At 66.8% G+C, this 19,456-nt stretch carries 16 protein-coding genes; 11 read left to right on the top strand and 5 right to left on the bottom strand.

The window, feature by feature from the left end; all coding sequences use genetic code 11:
* Positions 1 to 186 precede the first annotated feature (186 nt).
* The 4 genes from edd to ACLIMP_RS15025 are packed head-to-tail and all read left to right on the top strand — an operon-like array spanning position 187 to position 6,408.
* A complete protein-coding gene (gene edd, locus ACLIMP_RS15010) occupies positions 187 to 2,001 on the top strand; it encodes a phosphogluconate dehydratase (protein WP_324696483.1) in 1,815 nt (604 codons plus the stop codon).
* Positions 1,998 to 3,002, top strand: coding sequence for a glucokinase (locus ACLIMP_RS15015; protein ID WP_324696485.1), 1,005 nt, complete (start codon positions 1,998 to 2,000; stop codon positions 3,000 to 3,002). Before edd ends, ACLIMP_RS15015 begins: the two co-directional genes overlap by 4 nt.
* Positions 2,999 to 3,625: a bifunctional 4-hydroxy-2-oxoglutarate aldolase/2-dehydro-3-deoxy-phosphogluconate aldolase gene (eda, locus tag ACLIMP_RS15020; protein ID WP_185996829.1), complete on the top strand. Its 627-nt coding sequence runs from the start codon at positions 2,999 to 3,001 to the stop codon at positions 3,623 to 3,625. The genes ACLIMP_RS15015 and eda overlap by 4 nt, the downstream gene beginning before the upstream one ends.
* Positions 3,622 to 6,408, top strand: a complete 2,787-nt coding sequence (locus ACLIMP_RS15025; RefSeq protein ID WP_324696488.1) for a phosphoenolpyruvate carboxylase — start codon at positions 3,622 to 3,624, stop codon at positions 6,406 to 6,408. The genes eda and ACLIMP_RS15025 overlap by 4 nt, the downstream gene beginning before the upstream one ends.
* Before the next feature lie 46 nt (positions 6,409 to 6,454).
* Here ACLIMP_RS15025 and ACLIMP_RS15030 read toward each other — a convergent pair whose 3' ends face one another.
* The 3 genes from ACLIMP_RS15030 to ACLIMP_RS15040 all read right to left on the bottom strand — a co-directional run bounded on the left by ACLIMP_RS15030 (position 6,455) and on the right by ACLIMP_RS15040 (position 10,740).
* Positions 6,455 to 6,808 (bottom strand): tetratricopeptide repeat protein, encoded by a 354-nt coding sequence (locus ACLIMP_RS15030; RefSeq protein WP_443477935.1) that lies wholly within the window; start codon positions 6,806 to 6,808, stop codon positions 6,455 to 6,457.
* Between the two features lie 304 nt (positions 6,809 to 7,112).
* Positions 7,113 to 8,423 carry a glycoside hydrolase family 130 protein gene (locus tag ACLIMP_RS15035; RefSeq protein WP_054439310.1) on the bottom strand — a complete coding sequence of 437 codons (1,311 nt, stop codon included), beginning with the start codon at positions 8,421 to 8,423 and terminating at the stop codon, positions 7,113 to 7,115.
* Positions 8,395 to 10,740 carry a glycosyltransferase family 4 protein gene (locus ACLIMP_RS15040; RefSeq protein WP_324696491.1) on the bottom strand — a complete coding sequence of 782 codons (2,346 nt, stop codon included), beginning with the start codon at positions 10,738 to 10,740 and terminating at the stop codon, positions 8,395 to 8,397. The genes ACLIMP_RS15035 and ACLIMP_RS15040 overlap by 29 nt, the downstream gene beginning before the upstream one ends.
* A 297-nt stretch (positions 10,741 to 11,037) precedes the next feature.
* Between ACLIMP_RS15040 and ACLIMP_RS15045 the strand changes: the two genes are divergently transcribed.
* The 7 genes from ACLIMP_RS15045 to ACLIMP_RS15075 all read left to right on the top strand — a co-directional run bounded on the left by ACLIMP_RS15045 (position 11,038) and on the right by ACLIMP_RS15075 (position 18,108).
* On the top strand, positions 11,038 to 12,069 hold the full coding sequence (locus tag ACLIMP_RS15045; RefSeq protein ID WP_324696493.1) for a 2-oxoadipate dioxygenase/decarboxylase family protein: 1,032 nt from the start codon (positions 11,038 to 11,040) through the stop codon (positions 12,067 to 12,069).
* Complete coding sequence (gene astD / locus ACLIMP_RS15050; RefSeq protein WP_324696495.1) at positions 12,066 to 13,481, top strand: succinylglutamate-semialdehyde dehydrogenase; 1,416 nt, start codon at positions 12,066 to 12,068, stop codon at positions 13,479 to 13,481. The genes ACLIMP_RS15045 and astD overlap by 4 nt, the downstream gene beginning before the upstream one ends.
* Complete coding sequence (locus tag ACLIMP_RS15055; RefSeq protein ID WP_324696497.1) at positions 13,481 to 14,689, top strand: hydrolase; 1,209 nt, start codon at positions 13,481 to 13,483, stop codon at positions 14,687 to 14,689. The genes astD and ACLIMP_RS15055 overlap by 1 nt, the downstream gene beginning before the upstream one ends.
* A complete protein-coding gene (locus ACLIMP_RS15060) occupies positions 14,686 to 15,705 on the top strand; it encodes an arginine N-succinyltransferase (RefSeq protein ID WP_054439306.1) in 1,020 nt (339 codons plus the stop codon). The genes ACLIMP_RS15055 and ACLIMP_RS15060 overlap by 4 nt, the downstream gene beginning before the upstream one ends.
* Before the next feature lie 8 nt (positions 15,706 to 15,713).
* Positions 15,714 to 16,976, top strand: a complete 1,263-nt coding sequence (locus ACLIMP_RS15065) for an N-succinylarginine dihydrolase (protein ID WP_185996822.1) — start codon at positions 15,714 to 15,716, stop codon at positions 16,974 to 16,976.
* A gap of 125 nt (positions 16,977 to 17,101) precedes the next feature.
* Positions 17,102 to 17,803, top strand: a complete 702-nt coding sequence (locus tag ACLIMP_RS15070; RefSeq protein WP_324696500.1) for an HAD family hydrolase — start codon at positions 17,102 to 17,104, stop codon at positions 17,801 to 17,803.
* 104 nt (positions 17,804 to 17,907) lie between these two features.
* Positions 17,908 to 18,108, top strand: a complete 201-nt coding sequence (locus ACLIMP_RS15075; RefSeq protein ID WP_054439302.1) for a hypothetical protein — start codon at positions 17,908 to 17,910, stop codon at positions 18,106 to 18,108.
* 21 nt (positions 18,109 to 18,129) lie between these two features.
* On the opposite strand, the gene maiA is transcribed toward ACLIMP_RS15075, so the two are convergent.
* Complete coding sequence (gene maiA / locus ACLIMP_RS15080) at positions 18,130 to 18,765, bottom strand: maleylacetoacetate isomerase (RefSeq protein ID WP_054439300.1); 636 nt, start codon at positions 18,763 to 18,765, stop codon at positions 18,130 to 18,132.
* 4 nt (positions 18,766 to 18,769) lie between these two features.
* Positions 18,770 to 19,336 carry a VOC family protein gene (locus ACLIMP_RS15085; protein WP_443477936.1) on the bottom strand — a complete coding sequence of 189 codons (567 nt, stop codon included), beginning with the start codon at positions 19,334 to 19,336 and terminating at the stop codon, positions 18,770 to 18,772.
* Between the last annotated feature and the right edge of the window lie 120 nt (positions 19,337 to 19,456).

The following is a 19,456-nucleotide window of genomic DNA, read 5'->3' on the forward strand; positions in this document are numbered from 1 at the left end:
TCGCAGCGCACCCTATATGCCAGGGTGCGCGCGTCGTCCCGCGCCCCCGTTCCCCCGCAAACCGGTGGAAGATAGATGTTGACACCGGTTACCTAAATGCCTTCAAGCCTTCGCTCGGGAGATCCTGTTGCGGCGGCTTCGGGAGGCTGAGACAAAAAGACAGACGGAAAGTGCAGGAGTAACCCCATGAGCAATCTCAGCCCGGTGGTCGCCCGCGTGACTGATCGCATTATCGAGCGGTCGAAGCCCAGCCGCGAACGCTATCTCGCCATGATCGAACGCGAAGCCGGCCGTCATTCGGACCGTTCGTTCCTTTCGTGCTCCAACCTCGCGCATGGTTTTGCGGCCAGCGGCGAAGACAAGCCCGCCATCGCCACCGGCAAGGCGATCAACGTCGGCATCGTCACCGCTTACAACGACATGCTCTCGGCCCATCAGCCCTATGGCCGCTATCCCGAGCAGATGAAGCTCTACGCCCGCGAAGTAGGCGCTACGGCACAGGTCGCAGGCGGCGTGCCCGCCATGTGCGACGGCGTGACCCAGGGCTTCGACGGCATGGAACTCTCGCTGTTCAGCCGCGACACCATCGCCCTCTCCACCGCCGTCTCGCTGAGCCATGCGATGTATGACGGCATGACCCTCCTGGGCATCTGCGACAAGATCGTGCCGGGCCTGGTCATGGGCGCGCTGCGCTTCGGCCATCTTCCGGCGGTGTTCATCCCCTCCGGCCCGATGCCCAGCGGCATCTCCAACAAGGAGAAGCAGAAGGTCCGCCAGCTCTATGCAGAGGGCAAGGTCGGCCGTGAGGAACTGCTGGCCAGCGAAAGCGCCTCCTATCACTCGGCGGGCACCTGCACGTTCTACGGCACCGCCAACTCCAACCAGATGATGATGGAGATGATGGGTCTGCACATGCCCGGCGCCGCCTTCGTGCCGCCCGGCACCTCGCTGCGTCAGGCCGTGACCCGCGCCGCCGTCCACCGCGTGACCGAGATGACCCGCAAGGGCGACGATTTCCGCCCGATGGGCCACGTCGTGGACGAGAAGGCGATCGTCAACGCCATCGTCGGACTGCTCGCCACCGGCGGATCGACCAACCACGCGATCCACCTGCCCGCCATGGCCCGCTGCGCCGGCATCCACATCGACTGGCAGGACTTCGACGAACTGTCAGGCGCGGTGCCGCTCATCACCCGCGTCTATCCCAACGGTTCGGGCGACGTGAACCACTTCCACGCCGCCGGCGGCATGGGCTGGGTGGTGCGCGAGCTGCTCGATGCAGGGCTGGCCCATGAGGACATCCTCACCGTCTCCAGCGGCGGCATGCGCGCCTATGCCACTGAGCCCACGCTCGACGATGGCGAACTCAAGTGGAAGCCCGCGCCTGCCGTCAGCGGCGATGACGCCATGCTGAGCACGGTGGCCAAGCCCTTCCTGCCCGACGGCGGCATGCGCCTCGTTTCCGGCAACGTGGGCCGCGCCACCTTCAAGACCAGCGCGGTCGATCAGGAGCGCTGGACCATCGAGGCGCCGTGCCGCGTGTTCGAGACGCAGGAAGCCGTCATCAACGCCTTCAAGGCGGGTGAGTTGGACCGCGACGTGGTGGTGGTCGTGCGCCATCAGGGCCCGCGCGCCAACGGCATGCCCGAACTGCACAAGCTGACCCCGCCGCTCGGCGTGCTGCAGGATCGCGGCTTCAAGGTGGCGTTGGTCACTGACGGGCGCATGTCGGGCGCTTCGGGCAAGGTTCCCGCCGCGATCCACGTCACCCCGGAAGCGCTGGCCGACGGCCCGATCGCCTATCTGCAGGACGGCGATATCGTGCGCCTCTCGGCGGAAGACGGCACGCTTTCCACCACGGCGGACCTTTCCGGTCGCTCGCCCGCCCCGCTGCCCGCGCCTGCCGAAGGCATGGGCCGCGAACTCTTCGCGATGTTCCGCATGAATGCGGGCGGCGCCGAACAGGGCGGCTCCTCGATGCTGGAGGTCGCGGGACTGTGAGCGCCCAGGGAAGTACCGAACTCGTAGCCGTCGATATCGGCGGCACGCACGCACGCTTCGCGCTGGCCGCAGTCGATGGACAGGGCCAGATCACGCTGGACGAGCCGGTCACGCTCCACACCAGCGACCACGGCAGCTTCCAGCTCGCCTGGCAGGCCTTCCGTGAGCGGAACGGCGGGACAGTCCCGCCGGCGGTATCGATTGCCATCGCCGGTCCGGTCGGCGGCGACGTGATCCGTTTCACCAACAACCCGTGGATCATCCGCCCCGGCCTGATCCCCGAAAAGCTGGGCGTGGAACGCTACACCGTGGTCAACGACTTCGCGGCGGTGGCCTATGCCGTGGCGCTGGCGCCGGAAGACCAGTTCCTGCATCTGGCCGGACCGGACGTGCCGCTGCCGGTATCGGGCACGCTCAGCGTGCTCGGCCCGGGCACCGGGCTTGGCGTGGCGCACTTGTGGCGCAACGGCCTGCCCCACGGCCAGGGCGGGTTCTACCACGTGCAGGCGACCGAAGGCGGCCATACCGACTATGCGCCGCTTGACCTGATCGAGGACGCGATCCTCGCCCGTCTGCGCAAGCGGCACAACCGCGTCTCCACCGAGCGCGTCGTCTCCGGCCCCGCCATCGTCGACATCTACCAGACGCTCGCCGCCATGGAGAACCGCGCGGTTCACGATATGACCGACGTCGATATCTGGACTGCGGGCACCAACCTTTCCGACCCGCTGGCCGCCGCCGCCGTCGACCGTTTCTGCCTGGCACTCGGCAGCGCGGCTGGTGACTGCGCGCTGGCGCACGGCGCCAGCGGCGTCGTGATCGCCGGCGGGCTCGGCTACCGTATCCGCGAAACCATTCTGTCCTCGGGCTTTGCCGAGCGTTTCTGCGCCAAGGGCCGCTTTGCCGGCATGATGGCGCAGATGCCGGTCAAGCTCATCACCCATCCGCAGCCCGGCCTGTTCGGCGCGGCTGCCGCCTATGTCAGGGAGCACGTTCAATGAGCAGCCCGTCCGAAGCCGTCGAAAAGGTCATGCGTCTGGCCCCGGTGATCCCGGTGCTGGTGATCGAGGATATCGAACACGCCCTGCCGATCGCCGAAGCGCTCGTCGCGGGCGGGTTGCCCGCGCTCGAAGTGACGCTGCGCACCGAATGCGCGATCGAGGCGATCAAGGTGATGAAGCAGGTTCCCGGCGCCGTGGTCGGCGCGGGCACCGTGCTTTCGCCCGACGACCTGAAGCGCTCCATCGATGCGGGCGCCGAATTCATCGTCTCGCCCGGCCTCACCCCGATGCTGGCCGAAGCCGCCTACAAGTCGCAGATCCCGTTCCTGCCCGGCACCGCCAATGCCAGCGACGTGATGTTCGCACTGGAATGCGGGTTCGACCGGCTGAAGTTCTTCCCCGCCATGGCGGCGGGCGGTCCTCCGGCCCTGAAGGCGATCTCTGCCCCGCTGTTCAAGGCCAAGTTCTGCCCGACCGGCGGCGTCACCCCTGAAAACGCCCCCGAATGGCTGGCGCTTGATGCCGTGCTCTGCGTCGGCGGCAGCTGGATGGTGCCCAAGGGCAAGCCCGATGTGGCGAAGATCGAGGCGGCCGCCCGCCTCGCCGCGGGGCTCCCGCGATGACGGGCGCGGCGCTGACCACGGTCGACGATCTCGACCGCCGCCTTCAGGAACTCCATGTCCTGACCGCCCAGACGCCGCTCTACAATCCGGTTTTCCAGCTGGGGCTCGAATTGTCGCGCCAGCTGGAAAACGGCGAAATGGGCCTCGACCAGATCGAGGCCCTCGTCGCCGAGATGGAGTGCGAGGGGCTGCGCGCCCGCGCCGCGCGGCTTGACCGCATGCTCGCCCCCATCGCCCCGGCCGAAAACGAAAAGCGGCTCGACGAGGCCGCCAGCGAAGAAGACTTCACCGCCTTCGCCGTGCGCTGGCAGCGCCCCGCCGCCCATGTCGTCTTCACCGGGCACCCGACGTTCCTGCTCTCCACCGCCCAGACCGAAGCCGTGACGCACGCCGCCTCCACCGGCGATCACAGCGAGGCCACCGTCTGCGCCGCCTCGCCCGACCGTGACACGATCACGCTCGATTACGAGCACGGCAAGGCGATGGAGGCCATCGCGCGCGGCCAGAAGGCCCGCGACCGTATCAACGAACGCCTGTTCGACATTGCCGCCGCCCGCTGGCCCAAGCGCTGGAAGGGCCTGAACCCCATGCCCGTGCGCTTCGCCTCGTGGGTTGGCTACGACATGGACGGGCGCACCGATATCGGCTGGTCCACCTCGATCCGCTACCGGCTGGAGGAAAAGGCACAGCGTCTTGCCGGCTATGCCGCGATGCTGGAACATGCAGCCCCGGACACCGCAGCCAGGCTGGCCCGCGCCGGCACGCTCGCCGGGGACATGGCCGCGCACTTCGCGCAGGACTTCTCCTCGCCAGAGGCGCTGTCGGAAGCAGCCAACGCGCTCACCGCCGAACATCCCGACAAGCTCGTCAGCCTTGAAGACATCGTGAGCGGCCTCGAATACGAAGCGCGCCACGCCGATCAGGACCAGGCCCGCACACTGCTGGTCGCCGCCGCCGCCATGCGCGCGGACGGGCTTGGCATGGGCTGGATCCACTTCCGCGTGAATGCCTCGCAGCTCCAGAACGCGATCCGCCTGCGCATCGACCCGGAAGGCAAGCTGAACCTCGCCAGCCAGGCCGCGCTGGTCCGCATGCGCGAGCTGCTGGCCGAAGTCCGCCCGCTCAGGTCGAACTTCGCCGCACTCGCCATCGAGAATTCCACCGCCGTGCGCCAGTTCCTGGCGATGGCGCAGATCCTCGCCCATATCGACGCGGATGCGCCGATCCGCATGCTCGTGGCCGAGTGCGAGGAGCCCACCACGATCCTCGCCGCGCTCTACTTCGCGCGGATGTTCGGGATCGACGAGAAAGTCGACGTCTCGCCGCTGTTCGAGACCGAAAGCGCGCTGGAGCATGGCGGCCGCTTCCTCGACGCGGTGCTGGCAGAACCCGCCTACCGCGAATATGCCCACAAGCGCGGCCGCGTCTCGATCCAGACCGGCTTCTCGGACGCGGGCCGCTTCGTCGGGCAAGTTCCCGCCGCGCTCGCCATCGAGCGACTGCAGGGCCGCCTTTCCGAAGCCATGGTGGCGAACGGCCTCACCGACGTTTCGGCGCTGATCTTCAACACCCACGGCGAATCGATGGGCCGCGGCGCGCATCCCTCCAGCCTCAAGGACCGGTTCGACTGGCCGATGAGCCCCTGGGCCCGCCGCCGCTTCCTGCGCGCGGGTATCCGGCTGGAGCCCGAAGTCTCGTTCCAGGGCGGTGACGGTTATCTCTGGTTCGGGTCGGACGAACTGGCGCTCGCCACGCTCACCCGCATGGCCGAAATGCCGCTGTGGGGCGCCGACGCCGAAGCGCCGACCGACCTGTTCTATCGCCGCACCGACCTCAGCCTCGATTTCTACCGCGCCATTCGCGGCGTGCAGCACGAGCATCTGGAAAGCAGCACTTACAGCCGCGCGATCACTGCCTTCGGTCTGGGGCTGCTCAACGATACCGGCAGCCGCAAGTCGCGCCGCCAGTCGGACCTTGCGGCCGACCGCTCGATGAGCCTGCGCCAGATCCGCGCGATCCCGCACAACGCGATCCTCCAGCAACTGGGCTATCCGGTGAACGTGATCGCCGGGATCGGCACCGCGTCCGACGGCAACCGCGAGGAAGTGGCCGCCCTGCTGCGCGAAAGCGAGCGCGGGCAGCAGTTGATGCGGCTTGCCCGGCATGCCAACGCGCTGGCCTCGATCAAGACGGTGGCGGCCTATGGCGAACTGTTCAACTCGGCCTACTGGGCCAGCCGCCCCTATCGCGGCGACGAGCAGCACATCGCGGGGGCCTGCCTCAAGCTGGCCGAATACCTGACCAAGGATGACCGCACCGGCGTCTATCGCCGCCTCGCCTCGCGCCTCAGGGTCGATGCGATGAAGCTGCACTTCCTGCTCGACCTGCTGCCGAACGAAGCGCCGCTGCCGGACCGCGAGCATACCCGCCGCAGCCTGGGCGTGCTGCAATCGCTTCGGATCGCCTTGTTCAAGCACATGTTCCTGCGTGTGGTCATGGTGCCGCAGTTCAGCCGCGCGAACGATATCAGCCGTGACGACGTGCTGGAGATGTTCTTCACCTTGCGTGTCGAGGACGGCCTCGCCCAGCTTCGCCGCGCCTTCCCGACGAGCTTCCCCTCGATCGACGATTTCAAGGTGGAACTGCCAAGCGATTATCCGGATTCAAGCGCGACCGGATATACCCCTATCCACCGCGACTACATCGATCCGATCGCACGCTCCTATGCGCTTTCACTGCGGATCACCACGGCGCTGGCGAACGAGTTCGGCGCCCACGGGTGAAGAAGCGAAAGTGCCCCCGCTCATCCGGCGGGGGCATGTGCTTCAGCTAGCCCAGGGCCTTTTCCACAGTGGAAACGGCCTGCTCTATCGAAGTGCTGCGCGAACAGCGTCCGTCGCAGCGATCGTCCTGCGACTTGAGAGTTTCGAGTATTCGCTCTGCCGCCGGCCTATTGCCCAGTTGAATTTCCGAAAGCGCAAGGCCCGTCATGGCGCCGGCATGCCGCGTTTTCCGGCTCATCAGCACGGACTTGAAATAGGTACGGGCCGACGCCGACTGGCCTGTGCCGAGCGAGGAAACGCCCTTCAGGAAATAGGTCTCGCTATTGTTCGAGCGGTGGACGAGATCAGTCAATATCCGGTCTGCTTCGGCATATTTGCCTTCCGCAAGTAGAGTGCGCACCAGCGTCATTTGCGGACCGGCGCCTCGTCCCGGCCCGGAGAAGGCAGGCTGCATCGGAATGCCGGAAAAGGCTGGAACGCCCGGAGACCGATCCGCTCCGGCGGACAATGCGCCCGACTGAAGAACTTGAGAAAAGGCAGGCGTGGAAACGAGAGCCGCTGCCGCAAGCAAAATAGCCAGGCGCATATGCACATCCTTTCAACAATATGAAAAAACGTAACATCGCGCCATCGCAGCGGTCAACGCTCCCCGTACGCAGCATTGATTTGTAAAAAACAGTGCATCTCCCGCACTGCGCTTCACATCACGCCATCAGCTTCAAAAGCCCCTCGATCTCGCAGGTCGCGAAGCCGACTGTACTGTCGGAAATACCATATGGCAGAAGCAGCCGCTCCCCGACCTTGAGCGCACCGCATGTATAGACCACGTTGGGCACGTAGCCCGAGCGATCCGCGTTTTCGGCGGTCAGCACCGGCTCCGTCGTGCGCGCCAGCACTTTCGACGGGTCCTTGAGGTCGAGCAATGCGCAGCCGAGCGCGTATTTGCGCATCGCGCCGACACCGTGCGTGAACAGCAGCCAGCCATGCTCGGTGGGGATCGGGCTGCCGCAATTGCCGATCTGGATGAATTCCCAGGGGTACTTCGGCCCCATCAGCAGAACGCCGTCATCATCCCAGATGTCGAGCGAATCTGACCGGAGCAGAAACAGGTTCTTGCCGTCCTGCCTGCCGACCATGGCGAATTGCCCGTCGATCTTCTGCGGGAACAGCGCCATGCCCTTGTTGCGGCCCGCCCTGCCCCGGATCGGTTCGAGTTCGAACGCCCGGAAATCGCGGGTCCGCAACAGTTCGGAGCGAATGGAGCTGCCGGAATAGGCGGTGTAAGTGCCCACCCATTCGTAATCCCCGTCGCCGTGGTCGAACCGCACGAGGCGCAAGTCTTCCAGTCCGCCGCGCTGCTGCTCGGTGATGGGGAAGATCACGGTGTTGGACAGGCTGGACTCCGGATGGCGATGGACCGCCACCGTGCCGTCGGCATCGACCTCGCCTTCCTCGTCGAGTTCGACCGAGGTAGCGAAAGAGGCCTGCGGCCAGAGACAGAACGTCCCGTCGGCCTCGGCTATGCCCTCGCGAAAGGCGATGGAACTGATGTGGCCTTCACCCACCGCTCGAAGCGACATGATGAAGCGCACCGCGCCGTCCTGCATGCCCGACTGGTCAGGCGCAGGCACGATCGAGGGATTCATCAGCGCCGCCGCCGCGAACGTGTATTCGTGGCAGAAATAGGCCCCGATCAGGCGCTGGCGGGTTTCCGAAAACTGCCCCGGATCGAGTTCGAGGTTCGCCGCGACCTCCAGAAAGCGGTCGGCGAATATATTCTCGGTCTGCCAGTGGCGTTCCTTGAAATCGCGCAGGACGCGTTCGTATTCGGAAGCAACCTGCTCCTCGCTGAGGCCCGCGATATCTTCCACCAGCTTGTTCGCACGGCCGCCGGGCGCGTTCTTGCCCTGCCAGCCAAGGTGGAACGGACGCAGCACGACTCGTGCCGGATCGGCATAGAGGCGAGTCTCGAAGACATGGAGCGGTTCAGACCAGACGTTCTCGGGCCGATTCAAGCAATCCTCCTCCACGTCCGAGCGGTGCCGACACGGCAAGCTCGGCCAGAGCATAGTGCGAAAGTTGGAAGGCGAGAATGGATTCCGCGCCGCAATTGCCGTTCACTCCCCTCGGCGTGACCCCATCGCGGCATCGGCCCGTCGCAATGTCGGCCAGAACGACGCCGCGGTCGTTGCCGCCGAAGAACCAGCGCCAGGCCGTCATCGCATGTTCGGTCCAGAACGCACCGTTGGTGGCGCGCCATGCGCTGGCCGCCGCCTCGATCGCGGCCTGCGCTTCCAGCGGCTGCTGGTCGAACGGCAGATAGCTGTGCGGCTTGTGGAAGCTCTCCGAACCGATCGGCCGGAACTGCCCCCGCGCGGAAAGCTGCTGGCGGCAGATCCACTCCAGCGTTTCGAGCCCGGCGCCGATCCATGCTTCCTGGCCCAGCGCCAGCCCGGCCTCGATCAAGGCCTGCGGGAGGCGCGGATTATCGTAGCCGAGCACGGCCTCGAACCAGGCCCAGTCCGGCCGCCGACCGTGGCCGAGCAGCCGCATCAGGAAGTCGCCGCCCTCGCGCACGCAGGCGATGGCCGCCTGATGCTGCGGATGGCGGCGCAGCACGGCGCAGGCGCCGAGCATGGTGAAAGCCTTGGCGCGCGGCGCGTCCACGTCCGCCAGCGAGGGGAGCACAGTGTCGAAGAGTTGCAGGCCCCACTCCGCCAGCCCATGATCTCCGGCCCGCTCGGACGTCTGGCCGAGCGCCCAGACGGCACGGCCGTTCGAATCCTCGGAACCCTCGTCCTCGCACCATGACCGGTCGAAGCGCATGAAGTTGCGGAAGCGCCCGGCATCCGGGTTCCAGGCGAACTGTACGAAGGACGCGTAAGCCAGGCTCCATTTCATCCGCTCGCCCACCGGCAGCCCCCGCGCCACGTTCATGAGCATGAGCGCGCGGGCATTGTCGTCGAGGCAATAGCCATGGCGGCGATCGGGCACCACGCCGATGGAATGCTGGAGCATGCCGGTGGCATCGCTCATGGCGAGAACGGCGGAAAGGCCCGGCGTCGCGGTGATCGGCGGCAGCGCGGGATCGGGCGCGCGGGCGCGGGAGACCAGCCGCACGCTGGCATCGGCGAACCGGGGCCAGATCATCTCCCGTCCCCGCACCCAGGCGCGACGTTGCAGCGCGGCGAGTTCATCGGGATCGTCGAGCAGCGCCGTCACGGCCTCGGCGATCGCCTCGCTGGAGCCGGGCTCGATCAGCTTGCCGATATCCTCGCCCAGCAGTTCGCGCGCATGAACGTAAGGCGTGGAAACCACGGCCTTGCCCAGCGCAACGGCGTAGCTGAGCGTGCCCGAGGTCGACTGCTGCAGCCCCGGATAGGGCGTGAGATAGATGTCGCAGGATTCAAGCTGATCAAGCAGGTCGTCGGTTTCGAGGAAGCGGTTTTCCCACGCGATATGATCCGCCACGCCCAGTTCGGCGGCGAGCGCCTCCAGTTCCTCGCGGTAAGCCTCACCCTCTCGTGCGACGAGATTGGGGTGCGTGGCGCCGACGATGCGATAGACCACCTCGGGATGCCGCGCGACGATCGCCGGCAGCGCGCCGATGGCATGTTCCAGCCCCTTGCCGCGTCCGAGCAGGCCGAAGGTCATCAGCACCTTGCGATCAGACAGGCCCTGACGCGCCTTGAATTCCTCGTGCCGACCGAACGGCCGGTCCGGCGCGCCATGCTCGATCACCTCGACGATGCGGGACGGCACCTCGTAACGGCTTTCCAGCAGATCGCGGGAACGGCGTGACATGACCATGATCCGCGAAGCCCGCGAGACCAGATGCCGCATGATAGCGTCCTGCCGCTCCGAAGGCTCGGACAGGACGGTATGCAGCGTGAGGACGAGAGGCGCCGCAAGGCGGTCCACGAAATCGAGTACCATCTCGCCGTCCGGCCCGCCGAAGATGCCGTATTCGTGCTGGACCCATACCGCATCCACCCCGGATTCGTTGATTTGCCGGGCGGCGCGGGCATAGTCCTGGGGATCGTTGCAGGTGATGGTGCCGGCGACGTGGCGGTAATCGAGCGGCAGTGCCGGATCGTCGAGGGCATGGACCTCTACCGCCACTTCCGGGTGATGTTCGCGCAGCTTTTCGAAGATATCGGTCGTAAACGTCGCGATCCCGCACTTGCGAGGCGCGAAATTGCCGACAAGCGCGATACGCAACAGTTCCTCCCCCTTGGGAGGCAAGGCCGGCGGAGTAACTTCGAAAATCGAACGTATCTTGTCTGAGCCCGATTTCTGGCCGGGTTCATCGTCACGAGGCATCAGGTTCATGCGCACCCCGTCTGCATAATGGAGGAGATTGCTTGCTCAATTCGCGAGCATGGCATGAGTTTCCCGCTGCACTGCAAAAAACTTCACATAACGCGCCAAAACGGTGCCAAATGGCGACCTGCCGAACGAACCGCGTCCCTGCGTTCACATCTGCACGGTCGCGACTCGGAATCGTGCTGCACTTGCTGCCTAAAAGTATAGACAAAAAAGCGCCGCTTACCCCTGGGCGGCATGGACTTACCCATGGCCGTTTCCTATGTCGTTCCATAACGCGCAACAGAGAAACGACGGGAACCGATGCCCTCTGCCTCCAGCCTTTTCGCGAACCGGGACCAGATGCTGTACCGGCTGCTTTCCGCGGTCGTCGGCGAACAGCCGGCAACCCTTGCCCTGACCACTCTTGCCATCGATCCCGCGCTTGCCGGCACCGGAGAGAGCGCCAGTCGCGCGCAAGTCGCGATGGCGCTCAACGCGGCGCTGTTCGTGGACCTGCTGGACCGCGTGCCAACCGCGGACCGCTACGTGCAATCGATCCGCGACGCGGGCGAAACCATCGTGTTCGACCATGGCGCGCTTCGCACGATCGACGGCGAGACCGGCGAACTCCCGCGCGGGCATGAAGCGTTCGCCCGCTTCCTCGCGCCGCTGGGCTATGAAGTGGGCGGCCTCTATCCGCTTCCCGCGCTGAAAATGACCGGGCGCGCTTATGTCCAGCGCGATTTGCCCGAAACGATCCCCCAGTTCTTCGTTTCGGAACTCCACGTTTCGGAACTGCCCGAAGCCGCACAGACCGCCTGCGCCAATGTGTTCGGCACGTCGGCCGATCCGCTGGGCACGGCCGAATGGCAGGCGCTCGGTGCCCTGTCCGAACATGGCGAAGCCAGCTTCGACGAGGCCGTCACCGCCCTCAAGGGCGCGCTGGCCGCTTTCGGGCGCCAGCACGAACCGCCCGCCCTTGCGGATTACGAGGTGCTGCTCCCCGCCACCAAGGAAGGGGCCTGGATCGCCACGGAGGGCAACGCCTTCAACCATGCCACGACCCGCGTTGCGAACGTGATCGCGCTGGCCGAGGAACTGAGGGAGGACGGCTATCCGATGAAGCCTTCGGTCGAGATTTCCCGGAACGGCCGCGTGCGCCAGACCGCGATCCTTGCCGACAAGGTGGTGCGCCCCTTCCGCGAGGCGGACGGCGCCGAAGTGCCGCTGCCGGTGCCGGGGTCGTTCTACGAATTCATCACCCGCGATATCGATCCGGAAACCGGCAAGCTCGATCTCACTTTCGATTCCGGCAATGCCACCGGAATCTTCGCCGTCACGAGGAACGCATGAGCGAGCTCCGGTCCTACGATCCGGCGAGCGGTGCGCTCGTCTGGGAGGGTGAGATCGCCACCCCGGAAGCCGTGAAGGCCGCGCTCGCCCGCGCCCGCGCGGCCTTCCCCGGCTGGGCCTCGCTTCCCGTCGCCGCGCGCGTCGAGGCGGCACAGCGGTTCAAGGCCGTGCTCGAAGCCCGCAAGGAGGCGATTGCCGAGACGATCTCGCGCGAGACCGGCAAGCCGCTCTGGGAAACCCGCACCGAACTGGCCTCGATGATCGGCAAGGTCGGCATCTCGATCGCCGCACAGGCCGAGCGTGCCGGCGAGAAGCGCAGCGACATGCCGTTCGGACAGGCCGTTCTGCGCCACCGCCCGCACGGTGTCATGGCGGTGCTCGGGCCGTTCAACTTCCCCGGCCACTTGCCGAACGGCCACATCGTTCCTGCCCTGCTGGCGGGGAACACCGTGGTCTTCAAGCCCTCGGAAATGACCCCCGCGACCGGGCAGGCCATGGCCGATGCCTGGGCCGAAGCGGGGCTGCCCGAAGGCGTGTTCCAGATCGTCCACGGAGCCCGCGAAACCGGCGAGGCGCTGGTCGCCGGACATATCGACGGACTGCTGTTCACCGGCTCGGCAGGCGCGGGTGCGCATTTCCGGCGGGTCTTCGCTGATCGGCCCGACGTGATCCTCGCCCTCGAACTCGGCGGCAACAACCCGCTGGTGGTCTGGGACGGCGACGTCGATGAAGCCGCCTCGGTCATCGTCCAGTCGAGCTTCATCACCACCGGCCAGCGCTGCTCCTGCGCCCGCCGCGTCATCGTGCCGGACAGCCCGTTCGGTGCCGCGCTCATCGATGCCGTCGGCGCATTGGCGGACCGGATCGCGATCGGCGAATGGAACGATACGCCCGAACCCTGGATCGGCCCGCTGATCTCGGAAGCCGCCGCCGAGGCCGCGATCGACCGGTTCGCCGAACTCGCCGCGCGCGGTGCCAGGATCGTCCGTCCGTTCGGCGGCGTGGCAGGCCGCAGCGGCGCCTTCGTCACCCCCGGCATGATCGACGTGACCGGGATCGCGGTGCCGGACGAGGAAATCTTCGCCCCGGTGATCCAGATCACCCGCGCGCCAGACTTCAACGCCGCCATGGCCGCCGCCAACGCGACCCGCTTCGGCCTCTCCGCCGGGCTTGTCAGCGCCGATGACGCCCTGTGGGACCGCTTCGTGCTGGAAAGCCGCGCCGGCGTGGTCAACCGCAACCGCCCCACCACGGGCGCTGCGGGCTCGATGCCGTTCGGCGGTCTGGGCGACAGCGGCAATCACCGGCCGAGCGCCTATTACGCGGCCGACTACTGCGCCTATCCGGTCGCCAGCTTCGAGGCGGCAACGGCTGCCGGCAACAGCGGCGCACTCACAGGCAAGCTGCGCTGATGGCGGGCCTGACCGGAGCCGAACAGGAACTGCTCGCCCCGGTCGCGCGCGCACCGATCCTCGCCCACACGCTGGACTGGGCGGCGATCAACAGCGGCACCGCCCATGTCGAGGGGCTGGCGGCGATGGCCGCGCGCCTTGCCGATGCCTTCGCGATCCTGCCGGGCGATGTCCGGCTGGTCGATCCCGCCCCGGTCGAAAAAGTCAACGCGCAGGGCCGGCTCCGCGAAGTCGTCCATGGCCGCCATCTGGTGGTCTCCGTGCGCCCGCAGGCCGAACGGCGCGTGATCCTCACCGGCCACATGGACACCGTCTACCCTCGCGAACATCCGTTCCAGACTTGCGACTGGCTGGACGACAACACGCTTCACGGCCCTGGCACCGCCGACATGAAGGGCGGCCTCGCGCTGATGCTGGCGGGACTTGCCGCCTACGAACGATCCGGGCCGACGCTGGGCTACGACGTCCTCGTCAACAGCGACGAGGAGACCGGTTCGCTCTCCTCCGCTGCCCTGATCGCCGGTCTGGCGAAGGACAAGCTGGCGGCGCTGACCTATGAACCCGCGCTGCCCGGCGGGCAGATGGCGCGGGCGCGGCCCGGTTCGGGCAACTACGCGGTCGTCGTTCAAGGCCGCTCGGCCCACGCCGGGCGCAATCCCGAGGACGGGCGCAATGCGGTGGTCGCGGCCGGCGACCTCGCCCTACGCCTTGCCGCGATGCGGCGCCCGGGCCTTTCCGTGAACCCCGCCAGGATCGAAGGCGGCGCCCCTAACAATACCGTGCCGGACCTTGCGATCCTGCACTTCAACATGCGCCCCGCCACCCCCGAACTCGCCGCCGAGGCGCAGGCCCTGATCGATGCCATGGTGGCCGAAGTGACCGCCATCCACGACGTGCATGTCCACCTGCACGGTCACGTCTCGCGCCCGCCCAAGGCGATCTCGACGGCGACCGAGGCGCTTTACGGCCTCGTCAGCAAGGCCGCCGCCGACCTGGGACAGCCGATGAGCTGGAAGGACACTGGCGGCGTGTGCGACGGCAACAATATCGCCGCCTGCGGCGTGCCGGTGCTCGACACCATGGGCGCGCTGGGCGGCGCCATCCATTCGCCCGACGAATTCCTGCTGGCCGATTCCCTCGACGCCCGCGCCCGCCTCACCGCCCTGGTCCTGCACCGTCTGGACCGCACCGGAGTACTTGCCGCATGACGTTCCTCCTGCGCACCGCACAGGAAAAGGACCTTGAAGCCCTTTACCGCATGGCCAAGGGCACCGGGGGCGGCTTCACCAATCTCCCGCCAGACAAGCCGACACTCGAAGCCAAGCTCACCCGCACCGCGAAGAGCTTCGCGCGCGAGAGCGACGAGATCGCCAACGATCTCTTCGTATTCATTCTCGAGGACACCGAATCCGGCAAAGTGCGCGGCACCTGCCAGGCGTTCTCGCAAGTCGGCACGGAACTGCCGTTCTATTCCTATCGCATCGGCCGCATCACCCAGCATTCCAAGGAGCTGGACCGCACGTTCCGCGCCGACATGCTGACCCTCTGCACCGATCTCGACGGCGCGAGCGAAGTGGGCGGGCTCTACCTCGACGCCACCGAGCGTTCGGCGGGCGTGGGGAAACTGCTCGCCCGGAGCCGCTACCTGTTCATCCGGATGCACCGTGCGCGGTTCGGCGACACCACGCTGGCCGAACTGCGCGGCGCCATCGACGATGCCGGCAACTCCCCGTTCTGGGACGGGCTCGCCGGGCGCTTCTTCGACATGAGCTTCCGCGATGCCGACGAATTCAACGCCAAGCACGGCAACCAGTTCATCGCCGACCTCATGCCCAAGCATCCGATCTACACCGCGCTCCTTTCCGAAGCCGCGCGGCAGGTCATGGGCCAGCCGCACTATTCGGGCCGTCCGGCGATGCGGATGCTGGAAAACGAGGGCTTCGCCTTCCAGAATTACGTCGACATCTTCGACGGCGGGCCGACCATGATCGCCCGCACCGATCACATCCGCACCGTGCAGGAAGCCCGCACGGCGCCGATCACCGCCCTGGTGGAGGATGACGGGACCGAGGCCAGCCACCTCGTCGCCACCGGCCATCTCGCCACGTTCCGCGCCTGCCTCGGCCATGTCGACACGGCGGATGGCGGCGTCGTGCTGGACAGTGCGGCGGCAGCCCTGCTCGGCGTCGCGCCGGGCGACACGATCACTTACGCCAGCGCCTGAGGCCCTTCATGCTCACCGAGATCAATTTCGACGGCATCGTCGGCCCGACCCACAACTATGCAGGCCTCAGCCTCGGCAATCTCGCCTCGGCCCGGAACCTCGGCAAGGTCTCAGCCCCGCGCGCCGCAGCCCTGCAGGGCATCGCCAAGATGCGCGCGAACCTGGAACGCGGGCTGGCGCAGGGCTTTTTCCTGCCCCAGCGCCGCCCCGATGCAGGTTGGCTGGCCCGGCTCGGCACCACGCCCGAAACGGCGAGCGCAACGCTCCGGGCCAATGCCCTCTCGGCCTCGTCGATGTGGGCCGCCAATGCCGCCACTGTCTCTCCCGCGCCCGACACCGCCGACGGTCGCTGCCATCTCACTGCGGCGAACCTCGTCACGATGCCGCACCGCAGCCACGAATGGCAGGAGACGCTGGCGCAGCTCCGAATCGCCTTCGCCAATGACGCGCATTTCGCCGTCCACGCCCCGGTGCCGCCCCCCTTCGGCGATGAAGGCGCCGCCAATCACATGCGCCTCTGCGCCCGCCACGATGCGCCGGGCGTGGAGGTCTTCGTCTACGGCGAGGCGGGCGGCCCGTTCCCCGCCCGCCAGCACCGTGAAGCCAGCGCCGCCGTTGCCCGCCGCCACGGCCTGGACCCGGAGCGCACGATCCTTGCCCTCCAGTCGGCCGAGGCCATCGCCGCCGGCGCCTTCCACAACGATGTCGTCGCGGTCGCCAACGAGCGCGTGCTGTTCACGCACGAACAGGCCTTCGCCGACCGCGAGGGCTTTTACGCCGACTTGCGCGCGAAGCTGCCGGAAGTGGAAATCGTCGAGGTCCCCGCAAGCGAGGTGAGCCTTGCCGATGCGATCCGCTCCTACCTGTTCAATGCCCAGCTGGTAACGCTGCCCTCGGGCGAGGCTGCGCTCGTGCTGCCCGGAGAAGCGCGGGAAACGCCGGCCGTGTGGGCCTGGCTGGAAGGCCATGTCTCCGGCAACGGGCCGATCCGCCATCTCTTCGTCCATGACTTGCGCGAATCGATGGCCAATGGCGGCGGCCCCGCCTGCCTGCGCCTTCGCGTCGTCGCCAATCCCGCGGCGGTAGACCCGCGCTTCATGGCGACGCCTGAAAAGCTCGACCGCATCGAAGCCCTCGTCGCGCGCCTCTGGCCCGAACACATCGCCGTGGAAGACCTGTCGAACCCCGCCCTCTGGGCCGATTGCCTTTCCGCCCGCGCCGCACTCTGCAAGGAACTGGGGCTTGAGGAACTGGACCGGGATGCGTTCTGACACCTGACCCGTCACTGCCCCTTTTCCAGCCAGAAGCATCCGGCCGCGCGCAACCGGCGCTTTTCGCAACTGCACATTCCTGTTTTGCAATGGTTCCGCCGCACTCAGCCTTCATATTGTAAGGCATGGCCCTGATTTCAGAAACCGTTCGCTCTTCCCTTCTTCCCGATCCGATCCGCGCCGCGATCTTCGACATGGACGGCACCCTGCTCGATACCGAGGCCGCGCATGGCAGGGCTTTCGCGCAGACCGGCAAGGCGATGGGCTATCCGCTGGCCGAAGAACTGCAGGCCTCCATGGTCGGCATCCACCGCGATGGATCGCGCCGGCTGGTGGCGGACTTCATGGGGCCTGACTTTCCGCTCGACCGGTTCTTTGCGGAGAGCGACGCGGTGTTCGAAGCCATGCTAGAAGCCGGAATTCCGCTTCGTCCCGGCGCGGACGTGATTCTGGCGCACTTCGCCAAGGCAGGCGTGCCGATGGCGATCGCCACGTCTTCCGAGGCGCCTTATGCGCAGCAGCGGCTGGAGAAGGCCGGGCTGCTCCACTATTTCGATGTCGTCGTCACCCGCAACGACGTGGCGCAGGCAAAGCCACATCCCGAACCCTATCTCCTGGCCGCCAGCCGTCTGGGCGTCGATCCGGCGCACTGCGTCGCCATCGAGGACAGCCCGGCGGGCGTTCGCTCGGCCACGGCGGCAGGGATCGCCACGGTCATGGTACCCGATCTCCTGCCTGCGACCGAGGAACAGACACTGGTCTGCGCGCAGGTTCTGCCGAGCCTCCATGCACTGCGCGACCTGCTGCTGGCGCCTGCGGAAAGCTGATCCGGCCGCCGTCCCGGATCGAAATCCGGGGCGATGAATTGGGCCGTGCATAGCTGCGGTTCGGCGCTGGACCCGCCCGGCCCGACATGGCTACGGGCGGGCGGATGAGCATCATCGCCACCATCATGAATTCGACCACCGGCCAGCCCATCCAGAAGATGACCTTCGGCCGCATGCCCAAGCCCTGGGCCAGCTTCAACCTCGCGAGCGGCGAACTCGTTACCGCGGACCGCGTCCATGTGGGCAAGCCCGCACCGGGCAAGTTCGCGGCCCCGGTCGAAGTCTGGGTCACGCCGAAGGCCTGACCCTTTTCGCAAACCCCGCCCTCAGGAGGGGCGAGCCGCCTGAACGTCGGGATGCGCCGCGGCGAAAGCCGGGTGCTCCCGGCAAGCCGCCTCGATCTGCGTCAGATGCGGAAAGGCCCCGAGATCGCAGGAAAATCGCCGCGCATTATAGAGCTGCGGCATAAGAACGCATTCGAACATGCCGGGCGCGCCGAGCAGGAACTCCCCCGCCCCGCGCTGCGCCAGCCGCGCCTCCACGCCCTCGAAAGTGCGGGCGATCCAGTGCCGATACCAGACATCGATCTCGTCCTGCGAATGGCCGAGGTCATGTTTGAGGTAAGCCAGCACCGGCAAGTTGAGCGGTGCGTGAAGTTCGGTGGCAATCGCCATGGCCAGTTCGCGCACGGCGAAACGATCCTCGACATCGCGGGGGAGCAGCGGACGGTCCGGGAAACGCTCGTCGAGCCATTCCAGGATCGCCATCGACTGCGCGTAGATGCGCCCGTCGACCTCCAGCGCCGGAACACCGCCGAAGGGATTCAGGCGGCGGTATTCCTCGGAGCGCTGCTCCGCGCCAAGCAGGTTCACTTCGACCTGCTCGTATTCCAACCCCTTGAGGGCCAGCGCAATCCGCAGGCGATAGCTGGTGGAGCTGCGCCAGTAGCCATGAAGCCGCACGCGATCAGGTCTCCGCCGCGATCTTCTCGTGCAGCCACGCGGCATGGCGCGGTGCCTTGCGGGTACGCGACCACTCCTCCAGCATGTCATCCGCAACCGCCCTGAGGCTCGCCATCTGGCTGGAGGTCCCGAATTGCCAGGCCAGTTCGAGGCGGTGGCCGTTCGGATCGAAGAAATAGATCGACTTGAACACCCCGTGGTGGACCGGGCCCACCACTTCCAGCCCGCGCGCTTCGGCCCGCTGTTTGGCGGCAAGCAGACCTTTCTCGCTCTCGACCTTGAAGGCGATATGCTGGACCCAGGCCGGGGTCGCCTCGTCCCGGCCCATCTCGGGCGCATTCGGCAGCTCGAAGAAAGCCAGCACGTTGCCGCCGCCGCAGTCGAGGAAGACATGCATGTAGGGATCGGGCGCGCCGGTGGAGGGCACCTTGTCCTCGGCAATGGCAAGCATGAAATCCATGCCCATCACATCGCGGTAGAAGTCCACGGTCTCCTTGGCGTCGCGGCAGCGGTAGGCGACATGGTGGATTCCGCCGAGAATGGGGGCCGGTTGGGGGCTCTGTTCAGTCATCTTCTCTCTCCGTACATCCGAAGTGGTGCGCCGGTCGTGCCTGGACAAGCTTCCACTTCGGCAGGCCTGCCCTTGGGCCAGGGCTCGGAATGGGCGGGATGAGGTTTTCCTCTTCTCTCC

Origin of the sequence: Novosphingobium aeonii (assembly GCF_052279045.1) — a bacterium.
In the GTDB taxonomy this organism is placed as follows: Bacteria; Pseudomonadota; Alphaproteobacteria; order Sphingomonadales; family Sphingomonadaceae; genus Novosphingobium.